At 59.9% G+C, this 24393-nt stretch carries 19 protein-coding genes; 9 read left to right on the top strand and 10 right to left on the bottom strand.

Going from position 1 to position 24393, the window contains the following annotated elements; all coding sequences use genetic code 11:
* Positions 1-222: 222 nt before the first annotated feature.
* The 5 genes from HW554_RS17970 to HW554_RS17950 all read right to left on the bottom strand — a co-directional run bounded on the left by HW554_RS17970 (position 223) and on the right by HW554_RS17950 (position 8370).
* Complete coding sequence (locus HW554_RS17970) at positions 223-648, bottom strand: hypothetical protein (protein WP_176909937.1); 426 nt, start codon at positions 646-648, stop codon at positions 223-225.
* A 69-nt stretch (positions 649-717) separates the two neighbouring features.
* Positions 718-2550 (bottom strand): response regulator receiver domain, encoded by a 1833-nt coding sequence (locus HW554_RS17965; protein WP_176909936.1) that lies wholly within the window; start codon positions 2548-2550, stop codon positions 718-720.
* Between the two features lie 9 nt (positions 2551-2559).
* Entirely contained in the window at positions 2560-5505 is a 2946-nt protein-coding gene (locus tag HW554_RS17960; RefSeq protein ID WP_176909935.1) for an ATP-binding protein, read from the bottom strand.
* Between the two features lie 23 nt (positions 5506-5528).
* The gene (locus HW554_RS17955) at positions 5529-6572 is read right to left on the bottom strand and encodes a DNA cytosine methyltransferase (protein ID WP_176909934.1); all 1044 of its coding nucleotides are present in this window, start codon (positions 6570-6572) and stop codon (positions 5529-5531) included.
* Between the two features lie 808 nt (positions 6573-7380).
* Positions 7381-8370 carry a dienelactone hydrolase family protein gene (locus HW554_RS17950; protein WP_176909933.1) on the bottom strand — a complete coding sequence of 330 codons (990 nt, stop codon included), beginning with the start codon at positions 8368-8370 and terminating at the stop codon, positions 7381-7383.
* Between the two features lie 690 nt (positions 8371-9060).
* Between HW554_RS17950 and HW554_RS17945 the strand changes: the two genes are divergently transcribed.
* The 7 genes from HW554_RS17945 (at position 9061) to HW554_RS17920 (ending at position 17797) form a co-directional block, all read left to right on the top strand.
* Positions 9061-9459 (top strand): recombinase family protein, encoded by a 399-nt coding sequence (locus HW554_RS17945; protein WP_246285463.1) that lies wholly within the window; start codon positions 9061-9063, stop codon positions 9457-9459.
* A gap of 27 nt (positions 9460-9486) precedes the next feature.
* Positions 9487-9633, top strand: coding sequence for a hypothetical protein (locus HW554_RS20755; protein ID WP_246285461.1), 147 nt, complete (start codon positions 9487-9489; stop codon positions 9631-9633).
* Positions 9634-9930: 297 nt separating this feature from the next.
* Positions 9931-10560, top strand: a complete 630-nt coding sequence (locus HW554_RS17940) for a hypothetical protein (protein ID WP_176909932.1) — start codon at positions 9931-9933, stop codon at positions 10558-10560.
* Positions 10561-11709: an AAA family ATPase gene (locus HW554_RS17935; RefSeq protein ID WP_176909931.1), complete on the top strand. Its 1149-nt coding sequence runs from the start codon at positions 10561-10563 to the stop codon at positions 11707-11709.
* Positions 11706-12428, top strand: a complete 723-nt coding sequence (locus HW554_RS17930) for a hypothetical protein (RefSeq protein WP_176909930.1) — start codon at positions 11706-11708, stop codon at positions 12426-12428. Before HW554_RS17935 ends, HW554_RS17930 begins: the two co-directional genes overlap by 4 nt.
* A complete protein-coding gene (locus HW554_RS17925; RefSeq protein ID WP_176909929.1) occupies positions 12425-14905 on the top strand; it encodes a hypothetical protein in 2481 nt (826 codons plus the stop codon). Before HW554_RS17930 ends, HW554_RS17925 begins: the two co-directional genes overlap by 4 nt.
* A gap of 3 nt (positions 14906-14908) precedes the next feature.
* The gene (locus HW554_RS17920; RefSeq protein ID WP_176909928.1) at positions 14909-17797 is read left to right on the top strand and encodes a hypothetical protein; all 2889 of its coding nucleotides are present in this window, start codon (positions 14909-14911) and stop codon (positions 17795-17797) included.
* 144 nt (positions 17798-17941) lie between these two features.
* Here the strand turns inward: HW554_RS17920 and HW554_RS17915 are convergent, their stop codons facing one another.
* Both HW554_RS17915 and HW554_RS17910 read right to left on the bottom strand, forming a co-directional pair.
* The gene (locus tag HW554_RS17915; protein WP_176909927.1) at positions 17942-18673 is read right to left on the bottom strand and encodes a dolichyl-phosphate beta-glucosyltransferase; all 732 of its coding nucleotides are present in this window, start codon (positions 18671-18673) and stop codon (positions 17942-17944) included.
* Entirely contained in the window at positions 18673-19641 is a 969-nt protein-coding gene (locus tag HW554_RS17910; RefSeq protein WP_176909926.1) for a radical SAM protein, read from the bottom strand. Before HW554_RS17910 ends, HW554_RS17915 begins: the two co-directional genes overlap by 1 nt.
* A gap of 307 nt (positions 19642-19948) precedes the next feature.
* Here HW554_RS17910 and HW554_RS17905 point away from each other — a divergent pair, with 307 nt between their 5' ends.
* A complete protein-coding gene (locus tag HW554_RS17905; protein WP_176909925.1) occupies positions 19949-20968 on the top strand; it encodes a sensor histidine kinase in 1020 nt (339 codons plus the stop codon).
* Complete coding sequence (locus HW554_RS17900; RefSeq protein WP_176909924.1) at positions 20965-21714, top strand: LytR/AlgR family response regulator transcription factor; 750 nt, start codon at positions 20965-20967, stop codon at positions 21712-21714. Before HW554_RS17905 ends, HW554_RS17900 begins: the two co-directional genes overlap by 4 nt.
* 80 nt (positions 21715-21794) lie before the next feature.
* On the opposite strand, the gene HW554_RS17895 is transcribed toward HW554_RS17900, so the two are convergent.
* From HW554_RS17895 to HW554_RS17885, 3 genes are all read right to left on the bottom strand, one after another.
* Positions 21795-22364 (bottom strand): GrpB family protein, encoded by a 570-nt coding sequence (locus HW554_RS17895; RefSeq protein ID WP_176909923.1) that lies wholly within the window; start codon positions 22362-22364, stop codon positions 21795-21797.
* Positions 22365-22489: 125 nt separating this feature from the next.
* The gene (locus HW554_RS17890) at positions 22490-22699 is read right to left on the bottom strand and encodes a hypothetical protein (protein WP_088466152.1); all 210 of its coding nucleotides are present in this window, start codon (positions 22697-22699) and stop codon (positions 22490-22492) included.
* A gap of 203 nt (positions 22700-22902) precedes the next feature.
* On the bottom strand, positions 22903-23832 hold the full coding sequence (locus HW554_RS17885) for a DUF3667 domain-containing protein (protein WP_088466153.1): 930 nt from the start codon (positions 23830-23832) through the stop codon (positions 22903-22905).
* Positions 23833-24393 lie beyond the last annotated feature (561 nt).

Raw genomic sequence — 24393 nt, 5'->3', positions numbered from 1 at the left:
CACCTCACTATTACCCCACAATTCTGATGCTCTCCTAATATGGCATTCTGGGAAGCGAAACTGGCCGCTAAGATATACTGTGGCGGCCTTGCAGGAGATGCCCTGCGAACTGTCGGCTGAAATATATTGGTGGTGTGGGAATGCGAATTGAAAAGGGCGCAACACTCGCTCGGCTTACGGCGGAGGTACTGGATGTTAGGGAGTTTTGGGCCAGCTTGTAGATCAGAAGCGTGCGTCCCGTTCCTCTTCATTGTCCACATACGTAACGACCACTTGACCGGCCACCGGCATTTCGCTTCCGAATTGCGCCTGACGGTACGCCGCTTGGCGGTCAACGGCCAGCACTGAGAATTCCTCTACCAAATCGGGCAGCACCTCCGTCCCCGGCAGAAAAGCTGCTGCATGTAATCGAATTAGAAACGGTTGCAATTGCGTAACGGGCAGCGTATCGGTGTACCATACATATTCCAGACCGCAACTGCTGCAGCGCACAAGTATATGCCATGAGCCTTTACGATGGCCCGGCCAATGAGCTAACAGACGTCGTTGCACGTGAGGCGACTCGTGCCGGCTCGTCGGACATTTGAGTGTGACGAATGCTTTGAGATAGTCGGCCGTGCCGCCGGTTACGGTTCTGAGGGATGCCATGATGAGGAGTGAATATCGCCCGTTGCCGAACTCTCGAAAATGATGGTGTCGTCTAGCTGCCTCTCGTCGTCAAACGGCCATTCGACGTAGCCACTCCGATTCGGTCAAGCCGACACGAGTAATCTCGCTACCGAACCGTTCGGCGATGCGTTGCGCGTGGGCAAATTTCAAATCTGCAATCCAGAAGCACTCGATTGCTTGTCCCCTACCGTCAATACCTTTGAACAACCATTGAGTAGGGACTGTCTGCTTTTCCTTCGGTACCGCTTCAACTAGTTTACCGGTTCCGACGGGTGCGAAGCTGAACAGCTCCATATGGTACGGCTTATAATTGACCTTCAATTCCAGCAACTTTTCACCATCCTTTACGATAAAATCGAATTTGGATGGTTTAGGCTTACCCGGCTCGGCTACGGGCGGCAGTTCAAGTTTGAGGAAAGGAAATCTCCTGGCACATTCCAATCTGACGCAATCACAAATCGGCTGAATACATACATAATACTCGGATACAGTTCCGTTTCGCAAGGCGACGACGGTTCCCAGATTCAGATAGGGCGGCGGGGTGGTATAGTGGGAACGGACGGTCGTCAGTATTGAAAATTTTCTGTCTTTAAGGGCACCTGTGCCGTCGGCAAGCATCAAATTGGTGAACGTACTACTCTCGTCTTTTTTAGGCGATTGCATTTTTTTGAGAAGGGCGAGCCATTTTTCACCACCTACATTCGATTCCGGAGTTTCACTCACGCCGTTTATTACCGCATCGATCACGAGTTCCAGTTGCTGTTCTACGGTTATATTCCCGAAAGAGGGATTTACCGTCATAAGTCCGGGCAGAATTCGATGAGGTAGGCTGTAGAGCCAATTCCTGATGCGTTCGGGAGATACGGAGTTCGTAACTCCGTTACCTTCCAATACATCCTGCATTTCTGAGGCAAGCATTGCAATGGGATGAGACATGGTTTCATCCGAAGGATTGGTTAAGGCGCGGTGGGTCAGGTAAGGCGCGTCGAGCTCGGGATTGAATTTTTGCAAAATCTTGTGCGTATTCAATCTTAGGGCACTTAATGCTTCTATAGCCACATTGGACAGCAACCCTTCGGTAAGCAATGTAAATTCGTCGATTAATTTATCCGTTAAAGAATTAACATCTAATGTGCGTTCGTCCTTTACCGTGCCCCCGGCCTTTCTGAATGCACATATATGGGTAGATTCGTGCTGAAGAGCGAAATCGCCGAGCTTTTCGAAACTGTGCGAATTTTCCTTTGTGTGAGTCTGGATGTTATTGATGATGACAGCCAAATCCGGGCTTTGACTGTAAATGGCAATGAGTCTGAGTCGACCGCTGGATTGAAAGCTATTATCCCCCTTTTCATCACTCTTCAGGATATGCTCGATTATTTTTAATGCGGTATAACCATCCTGCCTGCCCTCATCCCGGCCTTCCATCTTCCAGTCCAAGATGACGATGTCGGCTCGCTTGGCCGATCTTTCAACAGCCTCTATGATTGTCTCTCTGTTCGAACCCGTGTCGGTCGGGCTCAAAAATCCGCACACGATTCCGTGTCGGGCGAATGCCTCGTTAAGTGCCTTGATGGGTAGCACCTCGGTATCTACGGGCTGCGGAGCGGGTGCTACGTGTTCCTGCTGTGTAGTAGACAAGGAAAGCCCTTGCTCTGGGTGGTTCTTATCCGCACTATCCTCGGCTTGATTCCGTGAAGCAACCGTAATCTGCTTCCCGGCACGTCCCGGTTGGACTAAACCGGGTACCGGTTCGGGGATAGGTTCCTTCTTCGTAAAAGTGGTTTCCGCTTTGTCGTCGACAACCACGACACTTTGCAGAAAATTAGTGGCGATATTCCTGGAATATGCGTGAAATTCCTCGTAGGCGACTTCGGGCGACATTGAGATAATTTATTGTTTGGGTGAAATTCGAAATGTAATAACCATATTCGGCCGAGCCTGGTCATCTATTTGAATGCTGTAACCTGCTTTTTCCAACGCTTCGCGTGAGATAGCCAAGCCCAGACCCCGTCCTCCAGGTTTATAGGACACTCCGGGCTGAAACACGGAATCGAATCGGCTGCCGATCAGCTCCGTTCCGTTGTTGGACACCAAGAAATCATCCCCTTCCGCATGGAATTCAATCGTCCGCGGTATCGGTCGGTCTTTCGACCAATAAATGGCGTTATCCACCAAGTTGACGAACACAGGCAGGAAAGAAGATAAATAGCCCGTTATTTTCTGTTTGTTGAATTGGGGGGTTGCAACCAGCTGAATATCGTGACGCTCGAATCTAGTTCTAAATAGATTCGTAATGTATTCGAATATTTCCGGGCCGGAGATGGGGGCGGCCCGGCGATAGAGGCGCCGTTGCAGCGGCGTAAAGAGGGTCAGATAGCCGTCCAAGTGCTCGAAGCTGATACGCAGGTCCTGGTAGACCCCGTCGAGGCTTTCATTCAAATCAGCCCAACCTTTCAGTCGTCGCAGGCTGTCACGGATGCCCCGCACGGTGGACTCGAACTCGTGGTTGATTATTTCGATGGCCATGCCCAACTGGCTTAAGCGCATCTGTTCATCATCTTGCTCTTCCAGCGTCAGCACCCGCTGTTCAAGTGCGTCCAACTGGTCGACTTGTTGGACGGCTTCGTCCGACAAGTTGATGTTTTCCAACTGTGTGCGAATCGCTCGCAGCAGCTCTTGTTTGCGGTCCTTTACTAAGATGATTCGGCTTTCCAACCGGTCCCTGATGTCGAAGACGGCCGTCTCCTCCAAATCGGTGAAGTCGATAGTGTTGAACTCCATCAGCACGTTGCGGACCTCTTCGTTGATTTGAACGACGCTCTCCTTGACCTTATCTTTAATCAGGTCGTCCAGCGATTCCAAAACGGTGATGGTGTTTTTACGCTCGGAACGACCCACACTCTCGGCCTGAGTAGCCAGCTCCCGTAAGGAATATTCAACGCGCATTCGTCGGTCCAATTCCACTCGTGCACGCTGGGCCGCTTGGCTGACCTCGCCCTCCACCAGTCCTCTGAAAACGGAAAAGGTGGTCTGTTGGAGCTTTTGATGGTTGTGGAGATAGTCGTTGTAATCCCGTTCCAACGCGGCTGTAACAGCGAACCCTTTCGGTCTGGGTATCCGGTATTTTTCCTCCAATACCCGCAGACGCTGACGGGCGTTGCTCTCGATACTTAGAAACTCGTATGCGGCTCGTCGCTCATCGGTAATCGACGCTGCATGTTCCAGTTCGTTCTGAAATTTTGCCGTCAATTCGAATGCTTCGCGCTCCGGTTCATTGCTGCGATAAGCTTGGTCGAAGTCTTCCAGCTGCGTTGCAAAGACTTTCCGCTTTTGAGAGCTCTGGTGTTCCCGCTTTTTACGGAGTAGCTCGGCTTGTTCCAGTTCGGCACGGCGTTCCAGAAACTCTCCACTGTAAACTCCGGACTCATTAAAAAATTCGGCGGCCAAATTCAGAAAAAAGTTTTTAAGAATCTCCCGAAACTCTCTGTATGCCTTATTTTCCCTAAATCCTTCCCTACCCGCCTTCTCGCTCAATTCCTTGTTTTGAGACTGGTCGATTTCAACGGTACCGAACATCCGGCGGTGGGAGAAGAAATAGCGGCTGGCTTTTTTTGTACGCCGCTTTTCTATTTCCAACCAGTCATAATTGGTGTCCCCGTAAGGAAGGATACGAATACCGTTCTTATAAATGTATAAGCCTCCGAGCCGCTCCGCTTTCTGGAACAACAAATTGAAATCCTCACCGACCAAAGTGGTTTGGTTGAGACTGCCTTGCAGGTAAGCCACATTTACTTTGAAGGGGCCGCATGCTGTCTTCCTTCCCTTCGCACCTTTCCATTCAATGGAGTAAGGTATCCCGCTCTCTCTATAAATGGAAATATGCCCGTTGAACTGTCCGTATTCATCGAACTCGCCTTCAAAATGGTGATCCGTGCTCAGAAACTCTTTAATCGTAAAGAATTCACCTTCCGCAATTATGTTACGCTCGGGGCCGTCTTCCGGGTAGTCTCTGAAGGCTGTTTTGATGTCCGGCTGTAAATGGTCAGGGGTCATCGTATTGGTAAAGCCCAAAAGAGCCTTCTCCAGCGGAGATGCTTCCTCTTTGGTGCTCCGGTCGATATCCGCATCGAGCAACGGACTTGCCGGTGAGATGATGAAGTGGGTGCCGTGCCCTTCGCCTGTAAGGCTCATGCGCGGTATCAGGCTGTCCACCTCGCTCAAGTTCAGCCGTGTTTTGTTGAAATCGGCCTCAAAACGGGCTCGTTCCGAATCGGAGAGGTATTTAAGCTTGTCCAAATTAGCGGAGAATTCCGTCAGCATGTCGGCTATCTCACTTTCATCCGGAAGAATGCCGTCGGGGTAGGAGCGAACGGGAATTTGAATTTCATCTAAGTCTATTCCCGGCTGCTCGAAAATGCGCCAATGAATATAAGCGACGACCGTATCCTGCAGCACCTCGTCGCGTTTGGCACGGGACACGATGATCACCTGCTCCCCCACGGCGGCGATGGCCAAACGACCGATACCTTTTTCGCCGAGCACCGGGCGGGGAGCCTTACCCAAGACTCGAGGCGGCAGCGACATACCGGACTCCTTACCCAACTTGCTTTCGGTACCCAACGTCAACCAGCGGGTCTCGAAATCGTCCCGTGTCATACCCAGACCGTCGTCGCGCAGTACGAACAGCCGGTCGGAGCGGTAAAAGTCTACCTCCACGTGGTCGGCGTAGGCATCATGGGCATTCTTGAACAGTTCGCTGATTGCCGTGGGAATACCGGAAATCTGCTGCCGACCCAGCATGTCGACCGTACGCGCTCTGGTTCTGAATTTGGCCATTGAGTGGAAGCTTACGCCGAGTACTAAGCTAATTTATACCGACGCAATGCTTCACTGATATGCACGGCGTGTGCCTCTATGAATACCGGCGGCAGAGCATTGCCTATCATTAGGGCAACGGACTCCTTACCTCGGTCCAGGCAGAAATGGTAGTTGGGAGGAAACGATTGAAACAGTGCCGCCTCCCTTAAGGTAATGGCACGATGTTCCACCGGATGGAGGAAACGACCTTTGGACGGATTGTGACACCCCCCGGTCATGGTGGGCGATACATCGTCCCACTTCATCCGTCCGTACACATCCTTGAATCCTGTTTGCTGACGGTGGCATTCGGGCTGCAATTCCGCCGGTAAATCGGCCCTGCTACCGCCGTCCGCCTTGGTGGCGCGGATACGCTCCATCATCGCGGCGGTGCGTTTTTCCGGCAAGTCATGCAAGGGATCACCAGAGCAACCCGCCGGGAGCAATTTGTCGATCGTTTTACGTACGGTAAGTCTCTGTTCCAACGGCTCGGCAAACGATACGGGTCCGCCCAAAGATGTCATCAATATCAATCGGCGGCGACGTTGGGGAACGCCGTAAGCAGCCACATTCAGAACGCGCACTACATCTTCAAACTCGCAATGGTAGCCGAGTTTGCCCAATGATTTCAGGAAACGTCTCAAACGGGAGTCGTCGTAAAGACCGGGGACGTTTTCCAACATGATGGCCTTCGGCCGTAGTGCTTTGACGAACCGTAAAAATTCGAAAAGCAACTCGTTTTTGCTTCTGCGCAACTTACCCGTGTCAATGGAACCGTTGCGCGTGGTCAGGCGGGAGAAGCCCTGGCATGGTGGGCAGCCAGCCAGTAAGTCCAGTTCTCCCACCTTCAGCTTCAGCTTACGTCGAACCTCACCGCCTTCCATCGTCTTGATATCCGCCTCCCATACGTACACGTCGGGGTGGTTTATTCGGTAGCTCTTTACAGCGATGGGCTCGTTGTCGACGGCTCCGATAACTTCATAACCTGCGTTCCTGAGTCCTTCCGTCAGCCCGCCGCAACCACAGAAAAGATCAATAGCCTTCATAATATCTTCAACGTTACAAGGACTCCTCGGTAGCAAGACGCATCCGTACCTGCTCCGCATTTTGCGTTGCAAAGATCGTGAAGGTAGCACTTGACACGATTTTGCCAAGGCGGCAAGAGAACTTAAGTTCTGAACTCACGCATAATCGCACCTTGCATCAGTAGTTAATAAGACGATACAATACTGTTCGAGCACTCCGTCAATCATGTCCCAGGAAATGTTCGGGATTCTCTGCTATTCAATCTTGATGAACCAGCCTGCTTCCGTAACCTTGGTCAACAGATGCAACAGGTCAGACCCCGACGGAATGCGTGCTTGGCCGCAGGCCGCCTGGAGGCTTCCTTTGAAGCAACGCCAAATGAATTTGTATCCGTCCTGGGACGGCTCGCCGTCATCGTAATCATAAGTGACCCATTGGAAGCACAAGTTCGGCCTTGGTTAAAAGTTTGGTGCAAAAGTTAAACGGACCATTGGTTGCAGGTCGTTAACTGATGCCTATCCCGACTGTCCTACCCACCAAGTACTACCCTGCGTGCGCCTCAACTAGCAGCCAAAAACTGGTACTTTTCTAAGAGTAGAGAAACAAATCATCTTTATATTAAGCAATAGAAAGTACGGCTAGCCGGCGGCTGATGACTTTTACTCCTATTGATTCATTGGACAAGACCAGTTGCCTTAGTTCGCGGGTGCAGTAGTGGGAGAGTTGTATAGCACCTGTAAGCGACGTTGCGCATGACTGTTTTGCGGATTTAATGCCAAGGAACGCCGGTAGTGCATAATGGCCGCAGCAAGGTTGTGGTTGAGTTCTTCAGCTTCGCTCAGGCTGTCGAACAGATTGAAGCTGATGGGATAGAGTTCGGTGCCAAGGCGGAAGATGGCTAGCGCCGCCGGCACGTCGTTCGCGGCGCCGAGCAGTTGGTACCCCCCACGTATTGAGGGCTTCCTCCGAGAGGACAAACGTGGGGTCCTGCTGCTGCGCTTGGCGGTAGAGGTCCCGTGCATGGGCAAAACCGGCGGTGACCAGCGCCGCCGCTAGGCCCGCTTGCGTGGGCACGAGGCCTTGATGCACGGGCAGGTGATAGAACTGGGTCATATGGGTTGGCACACCGTTCTGGGCGGGCGAGCGGTCCAGGAACTGGCGGCTGGTGGCGGCCGCTTTGAGCGTTGCGTTCAAGAATTTCAACGTGTAGCGGCAGGTCCAGTGGTAGGCCGCTTCTACTTCGGGGCGGGTGTACTCCGTAAAGTGCGCCAATGGGGCCACGCGCAGGTCCGAGGTTGAAAAATCCACGTATTCCATCGGGTTCATGACTAGGTGGTAGCGGTCCGAGTAAATAGCCTCGTTAAGCATGATTTCTGTGGTTTCCATGCCTTTAGCGCTGAGTTCGCGGACCGATTCGGGGCGGCGCTTCACGTACAGCCACGGGAGCGCCACGCGACTGCGGGAAACGGGTTTCGTGTCCCCCCGGTACTGGGTGCCGTCCAAGCTAACCAGGGCCGCAATGCGCGAGTCTTGAGAGGCAGCCAGCGCGTTGGCCAAGCCACCCCAACTCCAGCCAGGGGCGGCCACATGGGTCATATCGTCCTGCGGTAAGGTTTGAGCATAGGAAGGCAGGAACCGGATGTCCCGCGCTTGGGTATCGAGGCCGTCGGCATCAAAGTTCATGGCCTTTGTGCGCGTGCCCAGGCTGCGGCTGGCAAGCACCACATACCCGTGACTGGCCAAGTATTCGCACAGGTCAGCCGCTTCATCCGCCGCGCCGTCGCCGCTCATCGCGGGCGCATTCTGGATGGCCCACATACGCTGGTCGAGCAGGGCCGGCGCTTGCTTGGGACTCACCGTGGCAGCCATGACCTGCTGTCGCCATCCAGGCTGCCATCTGGGTTGTCGTTCGCTCGAAGGCCTCATCGGTGGCTTCCGTGCGCACGTAATCGGCGTACCGCACTGGCGTACCCGCTTTGGGAGCTGGATACCACACCAGCGTTTGTAGGGGATGAGCCCGCTCGCCTAGATACATTTTGCCTGTAATGGGGTCCGTCCTATCGTAGTAGGAACGCGCATAATCGTATTGTTGCACGACTCGGAAGCCGACCCCATACGGGCCTAGTTGCAGGTTTGCAAAGCCGGAACCATCCTGGGCAACATACCCCAGCAAGCAGAGCAAGGAGAAGAAGGTTATTCGATAGAACCAAGAAGGTAGAATATAAGCAAAGCAAGCGCCGGAGTGCCAGTAACAGCGGAAAAACGGACAAACATATGCCATTTGTTACGCATAGCAAGGTGCTATGCATAATCCTGTTCCTGCCATCATTTCTTCAGGCGTTCTGTTTTACCCGGAGTCTAGCCGTAACGTTTGTAAGCTTAGGCACGGCCAAAAAGGTACACCTTCCAGGACCCCACCAATCCGTAGCGGCTTGTCCCCGAAATGAGGGGCCAGAAAGTGGGGCCAGTCCTATATCTTCGTGGCCCCACCTTGTTGACCCATTTGCCATGAATTTCGGTTACGCCCGCGTCTCGGCCAAAGACCAGCACCTCGACACCCAACTCGACCAACTCAAAGCTGCCGGCGTTGACCGGGTGTTTCAGGAAAAGATCAGCGGCGCCACCATCCAACGGCCGGTGCTCACCGAGCTGCTGGCCACCTTGCGGACCGGTGATACGGTGACCGTGGCGCGCCTGAACCGGCTGGGCCGCAACAGCGCCCACATCATGCAGCTGGTGGCCGACCTGCACGAGCGCCAGGTGCGCTTCGTGGCCTTAGACCTGGGCATCGACACGGCCACGCCGGCCGGCCGCCTAGTGCTGGGCATCTTCGCCGCACTGGCCGAGTACGACCGGGAAAGCATCCACGAGCGAGCTACCGCGGGCATCGCCCTGGCCAAAGCATAGGGCAAGCACCTGGGCCGCCGTCCGGGCGTGGACGCGGGCAAGCTGGCTAAAGTGCAGGCCTGTCTGGCCGCCGGCATGTCGGTGCATCAGACGGTGGCCACCACGGGCGTGAGCGAGTCCAGTGTCAAGCGTTATCGCCGCCAGCTGAACCTGCGCGATCAGGAGGCGGTGTGAGGAATACTTGCTAGCAAAAGACTGCCACACCAGTTGCTCCCCCTTTTGGTTTTGTTTGGCAGGCCCACCTCGGACGCACCCCGCGAATGCCTTCTCAAACCTAAAAGACGGGAAGCAATGCACTACTCAGTACACCAGTCAGAGACTTTAACCGCATAAAAAGCGACCAGCAAAATTTCAAAGCCAATAAGAATAAGACTACTCTGATTTATTAAGATCTTGCGCAGCTTAGCTGGACACAGGGTATTTGCCTGTCGGAAACCAGCAGTCTTTGAAAGATTCTTTGCTGCTTGATTTATGCCACTGACGGGTTTTCTGCATGAGCTGCTCACCACCGGTTGTCTCACCCTAACCAGCCAGCCGGATGCTTTTGAAGCGGCTGACCGGCACGCCGCCGAGCAGGTGTTGCGCCGCTACCACGCCGAAGACGCAAGGGAACTGCCGCATACGGCCCCGCCCTTTGATGCGGCGGCGGCCCTTTGGGCCGCTGCCTACCTCTACCAGGCCGTGAAGCTGGCGCTGGTGCGAGAACTGGACGAAACTGTCGTGCACGAGCAGTTAGCGGACTTCGCCGGCGATAAGACCCCGGCCGTCATTTATTCCGCTGACCTTACTTTGCGCCACCTTCCCGATTTGCTACGGCTGGCCAAAGGGCTGGCCCCCGGCGATGCGCTGGTGGCCAGCCTGCAGGCAATGGCCCGGCAATGGCCGTTTTCGTTCGTGGGCACCACGTTCACGGAAGCCGAGCCCGACACCATGGTGCTGGCGCACCCAGCCCTGCGCCAGGCCTACATCGACCGCATCATTCGGGTGCAGGACCAGGCGCGGGCCCGCCAGCCGCATCTGGCTCCGCTGGTGCACGAGGCGCTGGGTGGCCACGCTACTATACTATGGCCCGATTTCGCGGCCTTTACGCTATCCGCTTAAATGGAAAATCTACTGACCGAAGAATGGTTGCTGGTAGAGCAGCTCAACCGCGTAGCGGGCCATCTCAAGTCTACGTTTGTGGGCAAAGACGACATCATCGACCTGATGTGCCTGTGCCTGGTGGGCCGCGAAAACCTGTTTTTACTGGGCCCGCCTGGCACGGCCAAAAGTGCCCTGGTGCGCGCCCTGGCCCAGCGGCTGCAGGGCAACACTTTCGAGTACCTGCTCACCCGCTTTACCGAGCCGAATGAGTTGTTCGGGCCCTTCGATATTCGCCAGCTGCGGGAGGGCAACCTCGTGACCAACACCGACGGCATGCTGCCCGAGGCCCACCTCGTGTTCCTCGACGAGCTGCTGAACGCCAATAGTGCCATCCTCAACAGCCTGCTGATGGTGCTGAACGAGCGGGTGTTCCGGCGCGGGCGCGAAACCCGCGCCCTGCCCGCCCTGCTTATGGTAGGAGCCAGCAACCATCTACCCGAAGACGACGCACTGCAAGCCCTTTTCGACCGGTTCCTGGTACGCGTGCACTGCGACTACGTGGCCCCTGATGCCCTGACCGACGTACTCGAAGCCGGCTGGAACCTAGAGCGTCCCGGTGCGGAGCAAGCGCCCACAATTGCGGCTGAAGATATACTGCGCCTGCAGGTCGCCCTGCCGCTGGTAGACCTTCGCCCCGTGCGCCCACTCTACACCGACCTTATTCGCAAGCTGCGACTGGCCGGCGTGGCCGTGTCAGACCGGCGCGCCGTGAAGCTGCAGCGGCTGCTGGCCGCCAGCGCCCTGCTCTGCCGCCGCACCACAGTTATTAGTTCCGATATGTGGGTGCTGCGCTATATCTGGGATACCGATGAGCAGCGCGAAGTAGTGGGCAGCATCGTGGATGCTGTGGTGCACGCCGACGATCAGCCCGCCCAACACCCCCGCGCCGCCGGCCGCGACGCCCCCGATGCCGACGCCCTGCTGCGCGAAATCGGAATCCTGACGGCCCAGTGGGACCTGCCCGAAACCTCGCCCGCCGAGCGTACCGCCATCAAGGACCAGCTGCGCTACCTGCACGGCCGCGCCCAATGGCTCGCCAACGACGTGCAACGCGCCTACGTGCAGGAGCCGCTGGACGCGCTCTGGCAGAAAGTGCTACAGGCATGATGAGCGGGCGCGTGCTGGTGCTGACTACGGCTGACCGCGAAACCCTCGGTAGTGTGCGCCACTTGCCCGGCCTGCAAGCGGCCGAAACCGGCGGGCAGCTCTGGGTGGGTGGACTGCCCACCACCGGCGAGTTGCCGATGCCCGTGCGCGGCCTGGCTGCCGTGGCTATCTACGGGCTCGATACCGAGGGCCGGCTGTTTGCCAGCGGGCAGCGCACGCCCACCGCTCGCCTGCCTGCCGGGTTGGTCTGGCAGCCAATCCGCGCCTTCCTGCCACTCGAGCTGCCCACGGCGGCGATGCCCGCGCAGCATCCCTCGTCCTACCGCGTGCGCCTGTGCCCCTCGGCCCGCGCAGAGGCGGCGGCCGGCTTGCTCACTACCCTTGCTGCCTGGCATGCCTACGCGGAAACGGCCCCGGAAATCCGCCTGCGGTGCCTGCATTTCGCCGTGGCAGACGATGCGCGGGTGCTGCTGCTGGGCACGCCGCTCCCCCCCTTGCCCGGCCAGGAGCTGTGGCTGAGTGAGGGTCTGCTACTGCCGGCTGGCTTTGATTTCGAAGCGCCGCTACTCGCACCCCTGCTGCGGCAGAAGCTGGAGTCGGCCCCCGATGACATGCTGCTCTTTGCCGCCGATAGCAGCTGGGAACGGGTACCTAATGCCGCTGTTTTGCCCGTCACGCGCAGTGCGGTGCGGCTCACATGGGAGGAGTTTGAGCGATGAGCGATCTGGAAAGCGAAGTGAAAACGGTACGGAAACTGGCACCAGACTATTTCCGCAATCCGAAGGACTACTTCTGGCGCTGGGTAGAGAAGGGGGAAATAGTGGAGTGGCGCAGTGGCAACACCCTCTGCTACCGCGAGGAATTGGCCCGCGTTCTACGGGGTTTAGTTGAGCAGGGCTTGCCTCCGCTCGCATCGGTGCTGCTGTTACTGGCGGCCTGTGCTGATGCATGGTCGGAGCCGGATGGCGGCCCTACGGTAGTCAAACGCGTGTGGGAGCACATGCCGGCCGAGGCGGACGACCCCAGTGAAGCCGTTTTGGAGAGGCAGATGCGGCACGCTCTACAATTTCTGGACGTGGTCCGGGCGCTGCCGGCCAACTTGCGAACGGGAGAACCCAAGCTACATTTATTCCGCGAAGTTTTCAGCGCTCAGGCCCCGCAGATAGGGGTGGCAATGGCCTCGGCCCTGCTGGACGAATGGGCCAGCGGCCGCTCAGATAAGGTACTGCATTTCAGCCGCAGCCCGGTTACCCGGCGCGTGCTCTACAACGAGCTGGCTTGTCTGGCCCACTCACTCAACCGCTTCCCCTCGACCGACGCCCTGGCGCTGCACCTGCGCACCGGCCTCGGGAAATTGCCCGAGTCACTTCCCGAGCCGCTTCCCGCGCCCGTGTTTGCCGAAACCGAGCCGCTCACGCCGACCGCTACTGACCTGCTCGACCAACTGGCCCAGGACCCGCGCACGGCCGGCCTGGCCCGTCTCACCCAGCAGCTGGTGGCGGCGCTACGCATTCCACTGCACGCCCGGGGCGCCAGCGATCAGCCCATCGGCGGCGTCTCCGACGTGACTAATCGTGGTAATCTTGACCGCTTGTTACTCAGCGAGCTGGCCCACGACGACGATGTGCTGCTAGCCCGCCTCGTGAACAACGAGGCCCTGTACCTGCGCCGCGAGGCCCCACCCCGCCCCGACGTGAAGCCCCGCGCCGTGCTACTTGATACGACCCTGCGTATGTGGGGCGTGCCGCGGGTATTTGGCCTGGCCGCCGCGCTGGCCTGGGCCCGCAACTCGCGGCAGTCGCAGCAGCCGGCCCCGGTGGCGGCCTTTGCCCTCGGGGGCCAGGTTACCACGCCCCTTGATTTGGATACGTTCGACGGCGTAGTGGCGGCCCTTGCCCAACTCGACCCCGCCCCGCACGCAGGCCCGGCCCTGCTGGAGTTTGGACGCAGCCAACCAGCCACCGCCGGCGACTGCCTGCTCATCACCGATGCGCAGCTGCTGCACCAGCCAGCATTTGCCCGCCAGCTGGCCGAGGCCGCCCCCGCCTTGCGCTTCCTGCTCACAGTAGACCGTAGCGGCGAATTACAGCTCTACCATTATCAGAACGGCCACCGCACGCTGGAGAGCACCGCCCGCTACAATTTGGAGGAAACCCTCTTTTCGGCTGCACCCGCGCCGCGCCGGTTGTTGCAGTTTCCGCCGCCCACCGAGGGGCCGGCGTTTTCGCAGCAGGTACCGGCCCCGCTGTTCTTCCCGGTTACCGGCCTGCGGGTATCGGCAAAAAACACTTTTTACGCTGCGAGCATTGGCGTTCTGAGCATCACCGACAAACAACGGGTGCTATTTTGGCCCGGCAAGGATATCGGGGCGCGCGAGTTGCTACCGGGAATCGAATCGGGGGCCTACCATTTCGGGGCCGATGGGGCCAGCCGCGTGTACGTGCTCGTCAGTGCGCGCCGGTTGCTGCGGATTTATGCCTTTTTTATTGCCACCGAAGAAGTTGAGATGGTGGATCTGGTAACCGAGGTCGCGCTGCCTGATGACGCCTTGCCGGTGGTGTTTGAAGACGGGTGTTACCATGTGCAATGGGCCGAGGGCACGCTGGTGTTTGATTGCCGGAGCTGGGAAATTCGGGACCGCCGCAACACCATCTTCCCCGTCCATATGCCGTCCGCTTTTCGTCCCGATCATGGCCACATCAAACGCCGCATCAACAATGGCTTCAACGTGCTGCACCGGCTCAACAGCCTGGGAGTGAACAAGCAGGGTGCATTAGTGATTGAGGGCCACGAACTGGTCCTGGTAAGTAACCTGCGCCTGCTGACCCAAGAATTACGGCTGGCCAACAAAAACCTAAGCGCCGTTCCGGCCGAGAAATTGGCGCATCTGGTTCAGATTGACCCCAAGGGGTTCCCGCTCTTAGCCAATGAGCAGCTGCTTTTCCGCCGCTTCGCCTGGCCTGACGGGAGCGAGGCGCTGCTGGACCCGCGCGGCCTGCTGCACCTGCACAGCGCCGATGCCACCGTGCCGGAAATCACGCTCATACTGGTGCTGGGCCAGCCCACTGCCGCCTGGACCGCCGACGGCACCGTGTGCGGCTCTCCGTATTTCACCGGCCCAAATCCGGCGCGGTGCCTTTCCGTGCCGGATTTCAACCGGCAGTATCTTCAACGCTTCATCGCCCAGCTCGGCTAACCTATGCACCTCTCGCTTCGCTACCACGAAACGGCGCAGCGCCCGGCCCGCGCGGCCTTCCTGCGGGGCTCCGACCCGGCGGCGTGGCTGCGCGAGCTGAGCCGCTGGAACCTACCCGCCCAGCAGTTGGCCTGTTACCTCGTGCCCGAGTCCATTCGCTCGGTGCAGGTAGCGGGCTTGTTCGTGGTAGCCGCCGGCCCGCTGCCCGCCGACGTGCTGGAACCCTATGGCTGCGAGGCCGCCGGGCGGCTCTACGTGCCCGTACAGGCCACGCTCTGGCCCACCGCCGCCCCTGACGAGCTGGCTGCCGCCCTGCTGTGGCCCCGGCAGTTGCTGCACCCCAGCATCGGGCTGGTCGGCTTCGATACGATTGACGAATTGGACCTGGCCGCGCTGCTCGATTGCGCCGCGCCGCGCCCCACCGACTGGGCCCGCGCCCGGCCGGGCATTGCGCCCCGGCCCCGGTTGGAGCAGGTGCGGGTGCTGGCTCCCACTGTAGCCGAAGTAGTCGAGTCATTTCAGCAGGACGTGGGCACGGTGCCGCTGGCGCAGTTACCGGGACTGGCCGCCGACAAGTCCGGTCGCGGGCAGCAGGCCCTCGATAACCTGCGCCGCCGCCTGCTGCAAGCAGTGCTGGCTCTAGTGCGGTGGTTGCCAAGCCTGCCGTCGGGGCGCGTACTGGGAGTACTGGGTATTGTGCTGGCGGTGGTCATAGCGTTGATCCTTTTGGCCAGCGTGTTCGCGCAGTTTGGGCAGGGTGGTCTTAGTGGTCTGATTGTACCACTGACGCTGATAATCATGCGAATCTGGCGCAGCTTTTCGGATGAGGAAGTCAGCCCCCCGGCTACCCATCGGCCCGCCGCCGCGGCCCGTCCGGGCCTGTTTCAACGCCTGGAAAACTGGCTGGGTGGCCGCATTGACAATCTGGAGCAGAAGCGCCAGAACGAGATTGAGCGGCTGCTGCGCCTGTTCGGCGAGGATATGGAGCAGGCCCTCAAGTACGCTATTCCCCTGAGTGGCCCTTACCTGGACCGCGGCGCCGCGGCGCAATCGGCCCGGCTGGGGCCCCGAACCACTGATTTTAACCTCGGTGGCCTGGGCGGGGGCAGCCGGGTTGATGCCTGGAACCTGGATGCCTACCGCCACAACCTGGGCCGGCAGTATCACGCCGCCGCCACTCACGAAGTCGCGGCCGGCCGCTTCAAAAAAGCAGCCTACATCTACGCCCACCTGCTCGGGGACTATCAGGCGGCCGCCAACACCCTGGACCAGGGCGGATTTTACCGTGAAGCCGCCGCCCTCCACAAAGACCACCTACACAACCTGCCCGCCGCCGCCAAGTGCCTGGAGCACGGCGGACTGCTGCACGAAGCCGCCGAAATATACACCGAGCTCAGGGAGCACGAAAAAGCTGGCGACCTATACCAGCGTCTCGACCAGACGGCGCTGGCCGCCCGTCATTATGAGCGCGGCGTAAGCCTGTTTCTCGACAACCAGGACCACCCCGCCGCCGCCCGCCTCCTGGCCGCTAAGCTGGCGGCTGCCGACCGGGCGCAGGTCGTGCTGCTCGATGGCTGGGCGGGCTCGAAGCAGCCCGAAGTGTGCCTGCGGCAGTATTTCGACGTACTAGCGGCTGAACCAGCCGCGGATCTGAGTGCGCACGCTTACCAAGTTTTTCAGCAGCATACCGCGCCGACTCAGCGCGTGCCGCTACTTCAGGTGCTGGTCACCGTCAACGAAAAGCACCCGGCCCCGGAGCTACTCATCACCTCCCGCAACATTGCCTACGATGTGGTGAGCACCGAAACCGCTACCGGCAACTTAGCGTGTTTGCCGCTGCTGCGCCATTTCCTGCCCGATGACCGGTTGATTGCCGCCGATTGCAGTCGCTTCGCTACCCGCCAGCCGCCGCGCCCGCTGGCGGCATCTACCCCATCACGCTCGTCATCAACTCCCCAGCTGGACGCTACCATCGAGTGGAAAAGCGCGGTGACGCACGGCCATCAGTGGGTTGCCATCGGCACGCGCGATGACCGGCTGCATCTGGCGCGCGGCAATTGGTACGGCCACGTGGAATACTATTCCTGGCTGGCAGATATGAACGGGGTGTACGTGTTACTGCTAGCCGATGAGCGGCACAGTAACCGCATCCTGTTGCGCCCATCGGTGGCGGTTGCGTTGGAAACCAAGCAGCTGCCCAAAAACAAACATTTTGCCGTTGCCCTCAGCGTGGAGTGCCCCAGTTGGCTGCCACCCTGGCCCACGCGGGTGGGCCTGCTGCCTGATGGCGTGGTCGCCGCGGTTACGCGGCAGGAGAGGCTGATTACGGTGCAGCGTTACACGGCCAATGGGCAGCTGCTGCCTGCTTGGAATCACAATCTTGGCAGCAGTGACCTGGCTTTGGTCGATGACGAGCGCGGCTGGCCCTGTGAGTTGTTCTACCAGGCAGGCGTATTCTACAGCTATTGGGGTCACTGGTTATTTTCCTGGAGTGAAAGCGCAGGTAACAGCTTCCATGAGGTGCCCATAGGAGTAGTCTCGGAGGTAGTGCGTTCGGTCTATTCCGCAGAACTGCTGCTGGCCATCGACACCGTAGAGGGGTTTCTGCTCTGGGCACCAACTCGGTCTGGCAGGGGAAAGCTTAGCGCTGCTTCTACCACCGGTGCTGCGACTAATGTCGCCATCCAGTTTGTCGGGCCCGCTCATTTAGCCGTCATCAATGAACTCGGAACGGCGCTTTATCACCTCACCGCCAATGGCAGCGAGCTGGTTCGCACCATCCCAACAGACACGGGCCCAATTGCCATACTGCCTACCATCAACCGCCAGCAGTTTGCCCTACTAGAGGCGACGGGGCATGTTTCATTGCATGCGGTTGACGATGAGAAATAGTAGAGGCTTGTTCCCGTACCATATCTCACAACTGCCTTTTTGCTGGCTGAATGCGGCCCTTGGAGCAACTACTCTTCCGAACCTTATAGTGAGTTCTCCTTTATCAACAGCATAGAAATACGGGGGCAGCCCCCGCACTCAGCGCTAAGACCAGCTGCCTGCCTGCTGCCTTGATTGCCGCAGCTGCTGTCGGAGGCGGTACACGTGCCGGAACTCGCGGGGGAGCTGGCGGAGGCGGGCTTTGCTGCGCTCGTCGTTTTGCCAGCGCACGGGCACTTCCCGGATGCCAAACCCCTGGGCGCGGGCGCGGGCCAGCACTTCCAAATCAAACGACCAGCCGTCCACGGTGCAGGCCGCAAAGGTATGTTCAGCTGCCGCGGCCGTGAAGGCCTTGAAGCCGCAATGGGTGTCCACTATGCCGGGCAGCAGCACGCGCTGCACCACCCGGTTGACGAGCCGGCTCCATACCCGGCGAAACCAGGGCTGGGGCCGCATGACCTGAGAGGCAGCCAGATATCGGGAGCCAATAGCAATGTCGGCCCCTTCCGACAGCGCCTGCAGCAGTGGGTCCAGTTCGTCGATGGGCGTGGAGCCATCGGCGTCGGAAAATAGGCGGACCTGACCCGTGGCTACCAGCATGCCCCGGCGCACCGCGTGGCCTTTGCCCCGGTTGGCCGGCGAGCATAGCACGTGCAGCCCAGGTAGCTCGGCGGCCAGGGCCGTAACCAGCGCCACCGTGTCGTCGGTCGAGCCGTCGTCGACCACCAGGATTTCAAAGCTGGCAGGTCGCGCGGCCAGGAAGGCATGGAAGTGCCGTAGCGTGGGCCCGATTCGGTGGGCTTCGTTGTAGGCCGGAATAATCAGGCTCAGCTCCATCAGGCCCGGGCTTTTTGCTGACCCCGGAAGCCGTCGAGGCGGCTGCCCAGGTGGGCGTAGGCAATGGGGCAGCGGGCCGCGCACGTTTTGCCGCAGTCGAACTGGGCCCGGATGTCGGCTACGGAGTACTCGGCCAGGGGCTTGGCCGGCGCACCGGTCCGGGGCTGGCACAGGTGCACCAGGCCTGCCCCATCCACCTCGAAGTGGCGGGCTCCGGCGCGGCATTTCCAGTGCTTGTTTTCGCCGCGGGCCAGGGGCAGCTGGAAGTTATCGTTGAGTACCTGGGGCAGGCGGCCCTTCATTCCTCGGATGCGCAGGTAGGCCTGCAGGGCCTCGTCGCTCAGGGGCAGGGCCTGCCCGGCGCTGTCGCGCATCAGAGAGCATTGAAAGCCGAAACCGAAGCCGACCACCACCTTAGCCACCTGCTCCATCTCGGCGGGGTTGCCCGAGCCCAGCACGCCATTCACCCGCACCCTGAACTTGGCGTGCTCGCGCAGCAGCTCCAGCTTGGGCCGCAGCCGGCGCATACTTTTCTCGGTCACCTCGTTGTCTTCCAGGCTGTCGCAGCTCAGTTGCATGCCAAACAGACCGGCCTCATTGAGGCGCCGGATGAGCGGGGCCTTGAGCACGTGGCCGTTGGTGTTAATCATCGGGACCATGCCGGCTTCGGCGATGTAGCGCACCAGCTCGGCGATGTGCGGATGCAGCAGGGGCTCGCCCCCATTCAGGGTCACGAACACGGCCTTGAGCTTGCCCAGCGCATCGACCCGCGCTTTGAGCTCGCCCAGCGGGACGGGCTTGGACACCTTGTCGTACTCGTAACAGTAGCCGCAGGCCAGGTTGCAGCGGCGGGTCACCACGATTTGCACCAGCACCGGCCGGTCGCGGTCGAGGGCGGCCTTGGTCAGCTTCCACAGTACCCGGGGCCGGGAAATGTGAATCGGGTAGTCGAAGGAGGGCAGACGCATAGGGGTTGGAGGGTAAGAGTGGAAGGAAAGGCAGCGCCCGGCGGCGAACCGAACACGACAAAGCTGGCGCGCTTTTCTGCGCGCAGAAAGCGCTTTCTGCCGAAGGCGGATGCCGGGGCACTGAATCGGGACGGGGGCCGGATGAATCGGCTGGGCGCCGGCGGCTTTTCACCTTTACCTGGTAATTTGGCCTGCTCGTTGGGCGGTGGCCCCCCGGCACCCTGGCACGACGAGTGGGGCCGCGGCCTCCGCCATCATCCGTCGCCGACCCTTGCCCTGGCGCAAGGCAGCGCTTCAACCCGGCCCCATGATTCGAAAAATTGCGTTGGCGGCCCTGGCGGCCGTAGGGGTGTTCCATGTGGCCGTGTTCATCCAGTCGGGCACGGTGTGGGTGGGCACGCTGGCCGGCTACCAGGAGCTGCTGCGGGTGTTTGCGTTTCTACTGTCCACTTTCTGGGCCCACGCCCACGTTGCCCGCCTCTTCGGGGCCGACCGCCTGACCAGGCTGCCCGCCTCGGCCAAAGCCCTGCTCGAAGGCTTGTGCGTGGTGGTCGTGAGCCTGGTTTTCTGGTTGGTGTTTTTCGCTCCCCCGCATCATTATTTGGTGCCCGTGGTGGAAGTTTCGCCCCAGGCCCGGCGCCTTTCGCTGGCCGTTAATGCGGTGCTCTCCTTGTTTTTCTACTACTTCGTGGAGCGCGAGCACAGCCGCCAGAAGCTGGAGCAGGAAGGGTACCGGGTGGCGCAGCTGCAGAAAGAAACCTACCAGGCGCAACTCGAAGCCCTGCAAAACCAGATCGACCCGCACTTCCTGTTCAATAGCCTCCATGTGCTCGGCTCCCTGATTCACCTCGACCCCGACCGGGCCGTGCAGTTCCTGGGGCAACTCTCAGAAGTCTACCGCGCTTTGCTCGATACCGGGGCCCAGACGCTGGTGCCGCTGGGCCGCGAAATGGGGCTGGTACGCGCCTACGCCCACCTGCTGGAAACCCGGTTTGGCGACGCCCTGCGGGTGGAATGGGACGTGGCCCCGGCCTGGGAGCACTTCCAAGTGCCGCCCACCGCCGTGCAGATGCTGCTCGAAAACGCCATCAAGCACAACGGCTCCACCACCCGCAAGCCCCTGCGCATCCGGGTGTCGGCCGCCAACGGGATGCTGGTGGTCGAAAACAACCGGCAACCCCGGACCGACGTGGTGGCCTCCACCCACACGGGTCTGCGCAACATCCAACGCCGCTACCAACACCTGACTGACCGCCCCGTAGAAATCGAGCCCACGCCAGCGTCCTTCATCGTGCGCCTTCCCCTACTGAACGCCCCCGCCGCATGAACGTCGTGATCATCGAAGATGAGCCCCTGGCCGCCCAGGCCCTGGCCGCCCTACTTACCCGCCTGCGCCCCGCCACCCGCATTCTCGCGGCCCTGGGCTCGGTGGAAGAAGCCGTGGAATGGCTGCGCCAGCAGCCCGCCCCCGACCTGCTGTTCTGCGACATCCACCTCTCAGATGGCAACAGCTTCGATATTTTCCGGCAGGTGGCAGTGGGCGCGCCCGTCATTTTCACCACCGCCTACGACGCCTACGCCATCCAGGCCTTTGAGGTGAACAGCGTGGACTACCTGCTCAAACCCCTGCAAGTCGCGGCAGTGGAACGAGCCCTGCACAAGTACGAAACCCTGCACCCCGCGACGCGGCCGGTCGCCGTCGAGAACGTGCAACGGCTGGTGCATACCACGCCCCGTGCGCGCTTTTTGGTGAAAACCGGCCCGGCCCTGCAAGCCGTTCCGGTAGAGCAGGTGGCGTACTTTCTGGCCGAAGAGGGGGTGGTGTTCCTCGTGACCCACCCGGGCAAGCGGTTCATCATCGCCGACACGCTCGACCAGCTGGAAGGCCAGCTAGATGTCCGAAACTTCTTTCGCATCAATCGCCAGTTCATCCTCAGTATCGCGGCGGTGCAGGAAATCCGGCCGTACTTCAAGGGCCGCCTGGTGCTGCAGGTCGCGCCCGCGGTAGCAGGGCAGGACCTGGTCGTCAGTGCCGGCCGCGCCCCGGCCTTCAAGCAATGGCTGGACCATTAACTCCCGGTGGGCCTACTGGTTCCCATTGCCCGGCATGAGCGCGAAACCACCGTTTTCTTGAACGCTGCGTGAGGAACGCCTTATGGGGTGAGCGGTTGGCCGGTTCCCCTTGGGGCGGGCCCTCCTCGCTGGCGCTGAGCCTGCTCGAGGACCTCGGCCACGAAGGCCCGGGCGCGCACTTGCTTCAGGGCCGCGTAGCGCTTGGCGTCTTGCCTGGCTTCCGCGGCCAGCTGCCGTTTCAGGGCTTCGTAGCGCCGCCGGGTGGGTTCGTCGTGGCGCAAAAAGTCCCGAAACTGCACGTGCCGCTGGTATTCGGCGCCGTTGGCCGGGCAGGCGTAGAGGTGGTGCACAATGCGGTCGAGCACCGGGTGGGGTGGCCCCCCGCCCGGTCGTTTGAAGACCTCGCGCCCGGCCAGGCCCTGGTCGCCGACGTGCACGTAGCCCAGCGGGGTCAGGGCCGCGGGGAGAGCTGCCCAGGGCACGGCGGGTGCGTACGCTAGGTCCAGGTCGATGATGGGTTTGGCGGCCAGCCCCGGCACGGCCGTGCTGCCCACGTGCGCAATGGCCACCTTCAGTCCGTCCAGCGCGGAGGACAGAACGCGGGCCAGGGCCTGGAAATCGGCCGCCCAGTGGGGGTTAGACTCGTGCAAAAGCATGGCTAGGGATACGCGAGTCGAAGCTGTTATGTGGTCCTTTCGCTGTTCGGACCGTTTCAGTGAACCGAAGCGGATAAGCCCATTTGCACGGCACCAGGCCGTAATTCATCCGTGTCTTCTTAGCGCGGAGTGTCTATGTTGCCCTTTTGTTTTTTATACACAGCGGAGGCGAAGATGAGCGAGAGCGCGCCCACAAAGCTCAGCCCCAGCCCCAGCTCCCTCAAGGAGTCGTTGCGGCGGGAATAGTAGCCCGCCATGAAGACTCCGCCCAAGGCCAAGAGCAGGCATAAGGTGGCAACCAAGTAGAAGGCGCGGGATGGGTTTTTCATGAGGATTCGCAGTCGGTGGTGTCGTGGAAACATAAAGGTGCCGAGGCCGTGGGTTTCTTCCGGTAAATCTGGCTTTCGAACTAGCCTCACACAATACCTAAGTTTCGGGTAATTTTTGAAGCGCTGTCGGCCAGCCAAAGGTCAAATAAACATTCGGTCTAGTGATTAACGCAGCCCATAATAGAGACTGTAGTTTTGGGCCGCTAGCGCAGGGCGGCCGTCGGCGACTTTTTCGGCGCTGTGTGGGGCCTCAAATCGGGCCGTTCGCGCAGTATCTGGACCGTGAGCACGGCGACGCAGACCACAATCGCCAGCAGCAGCACGCCGATTTGCAGCAGGGAAATGCCCAGCGCCCGGCCGTAGCGCCGCGCCGCCGTGAGCGCGGGGGCGGCCCGCAGCAGTTGCGCGTTCACCCAGAGCGTGTACCCCAGCGTCGGGATAAAAATAAGTTGCGAAGCCACCTGCAGAAATGCCAAATTGCCCACCAGCAGCGCGGGCAGCAGGATGGCCAGGTTGAGCACGGTCAAGGTGCCGACGATGAAGGCATTGGCCAGCAGCACCTCGGCGTAGTTGTAGCCCGCCCGCCGCAGCAGCAGCCACGCCACCAGGGCGTTGAGCGGCAGGATTACCAGCTGCATCAGGGACGGGTGCTTGATGCCAAGGGCGACGTAGCGCTCCACCGCCACCGCCATCAGCCCTTGGGATGGCGAACCCGCCCCGGTGGGCTGCGACGACAGCATGGCCTGTTGCAGGTCAACCTGAAAGGCCGACATGACCAGGGCCGACAGGCCCACCAGCAGCAGCAAGTAGCTCACGGGGCGGAACTGCCGGGTGCGCTGCCCGGCCAAGTACCCGCGGATAGTGAGGCCGGGGCGCGTCAGCAGCTGCCAGAAGGTAAAGGCCAGGCCCTTGTCCACGTGCCAGACGGAGTGGGGCAGGTCGTGCAGCAGCAAATGCTTCAGGGTGATGCGGTGGGTGTCGGCCGGTTGCCCGCAGTGGGCGCAGAACCGGTCGCTCAGGGCCGCGCCGCAGTCGAGGCAGGCGTGCTGGGCGGGCGGGCCGCCACCCGGGGCCGATTCCAAGGCCTCGGCAGCCACCACCGCCGTCAGTTGTGAGGAGTAGTCGAAAGACATAAGCGCGGAATGGTAGAAGAAAGGCCGGGAAGTGTCGGACACCGCAATATCATCAGCGGCGCGCAAAGGATTGGATAATGAAGCGATGGACCGTTTGGATAGACAGATAAGTTATCACTAAGCGCCTTACTTGGCTTTGTCCTGACGTTTGCGCTCGATTATAAGTAGCAAAAAGCACCCAAATACCAGGCCCAACCCGCCCCAGGTCAGGTATCCTGCGAGGGGGGCCAAACGCGGTCCGCTCCCTTGGGTAGCCACGGCGGGCGTATCTCCGCCACGACGGACATTGGCCCCGACCCCCGTGCCGGCAATGAAAAGACCAACCACCATTAGGATAAGGAGGATTTTAGCGCGCAAAGAGGTAATCATGTGGGTGCGTGAAGTATCGTTGTCAGCAGGGCTATCCCTTGCCCTTTGGATGGCGCGAGGTTCACCAGATAATAATGCGCGAGAGAGAAAACGCCGGGCAGGCGAAAGGTAATAGTAGTTTGTACATAGTCCTAGTGCTGGAATTGTTCTTTCAGCGGTACTATTCACCTGAACGCTCGTTATTCTATTCGG

This window comes from Hymenobacter lapidiphilus (assembly GCF_013377885.1).
In the GTDB taxonomy this organism is placed as follows: domain Bacteria; phylum Bacteroidota; class Bacteroidia; order Cytophagales; family Hymenobacteraceae; genus Hymenobacter; species Hymenobacter lapidiphilus.
This window is presented reverse-complemented; position numbering and strand designations above follow the sequence as displayed.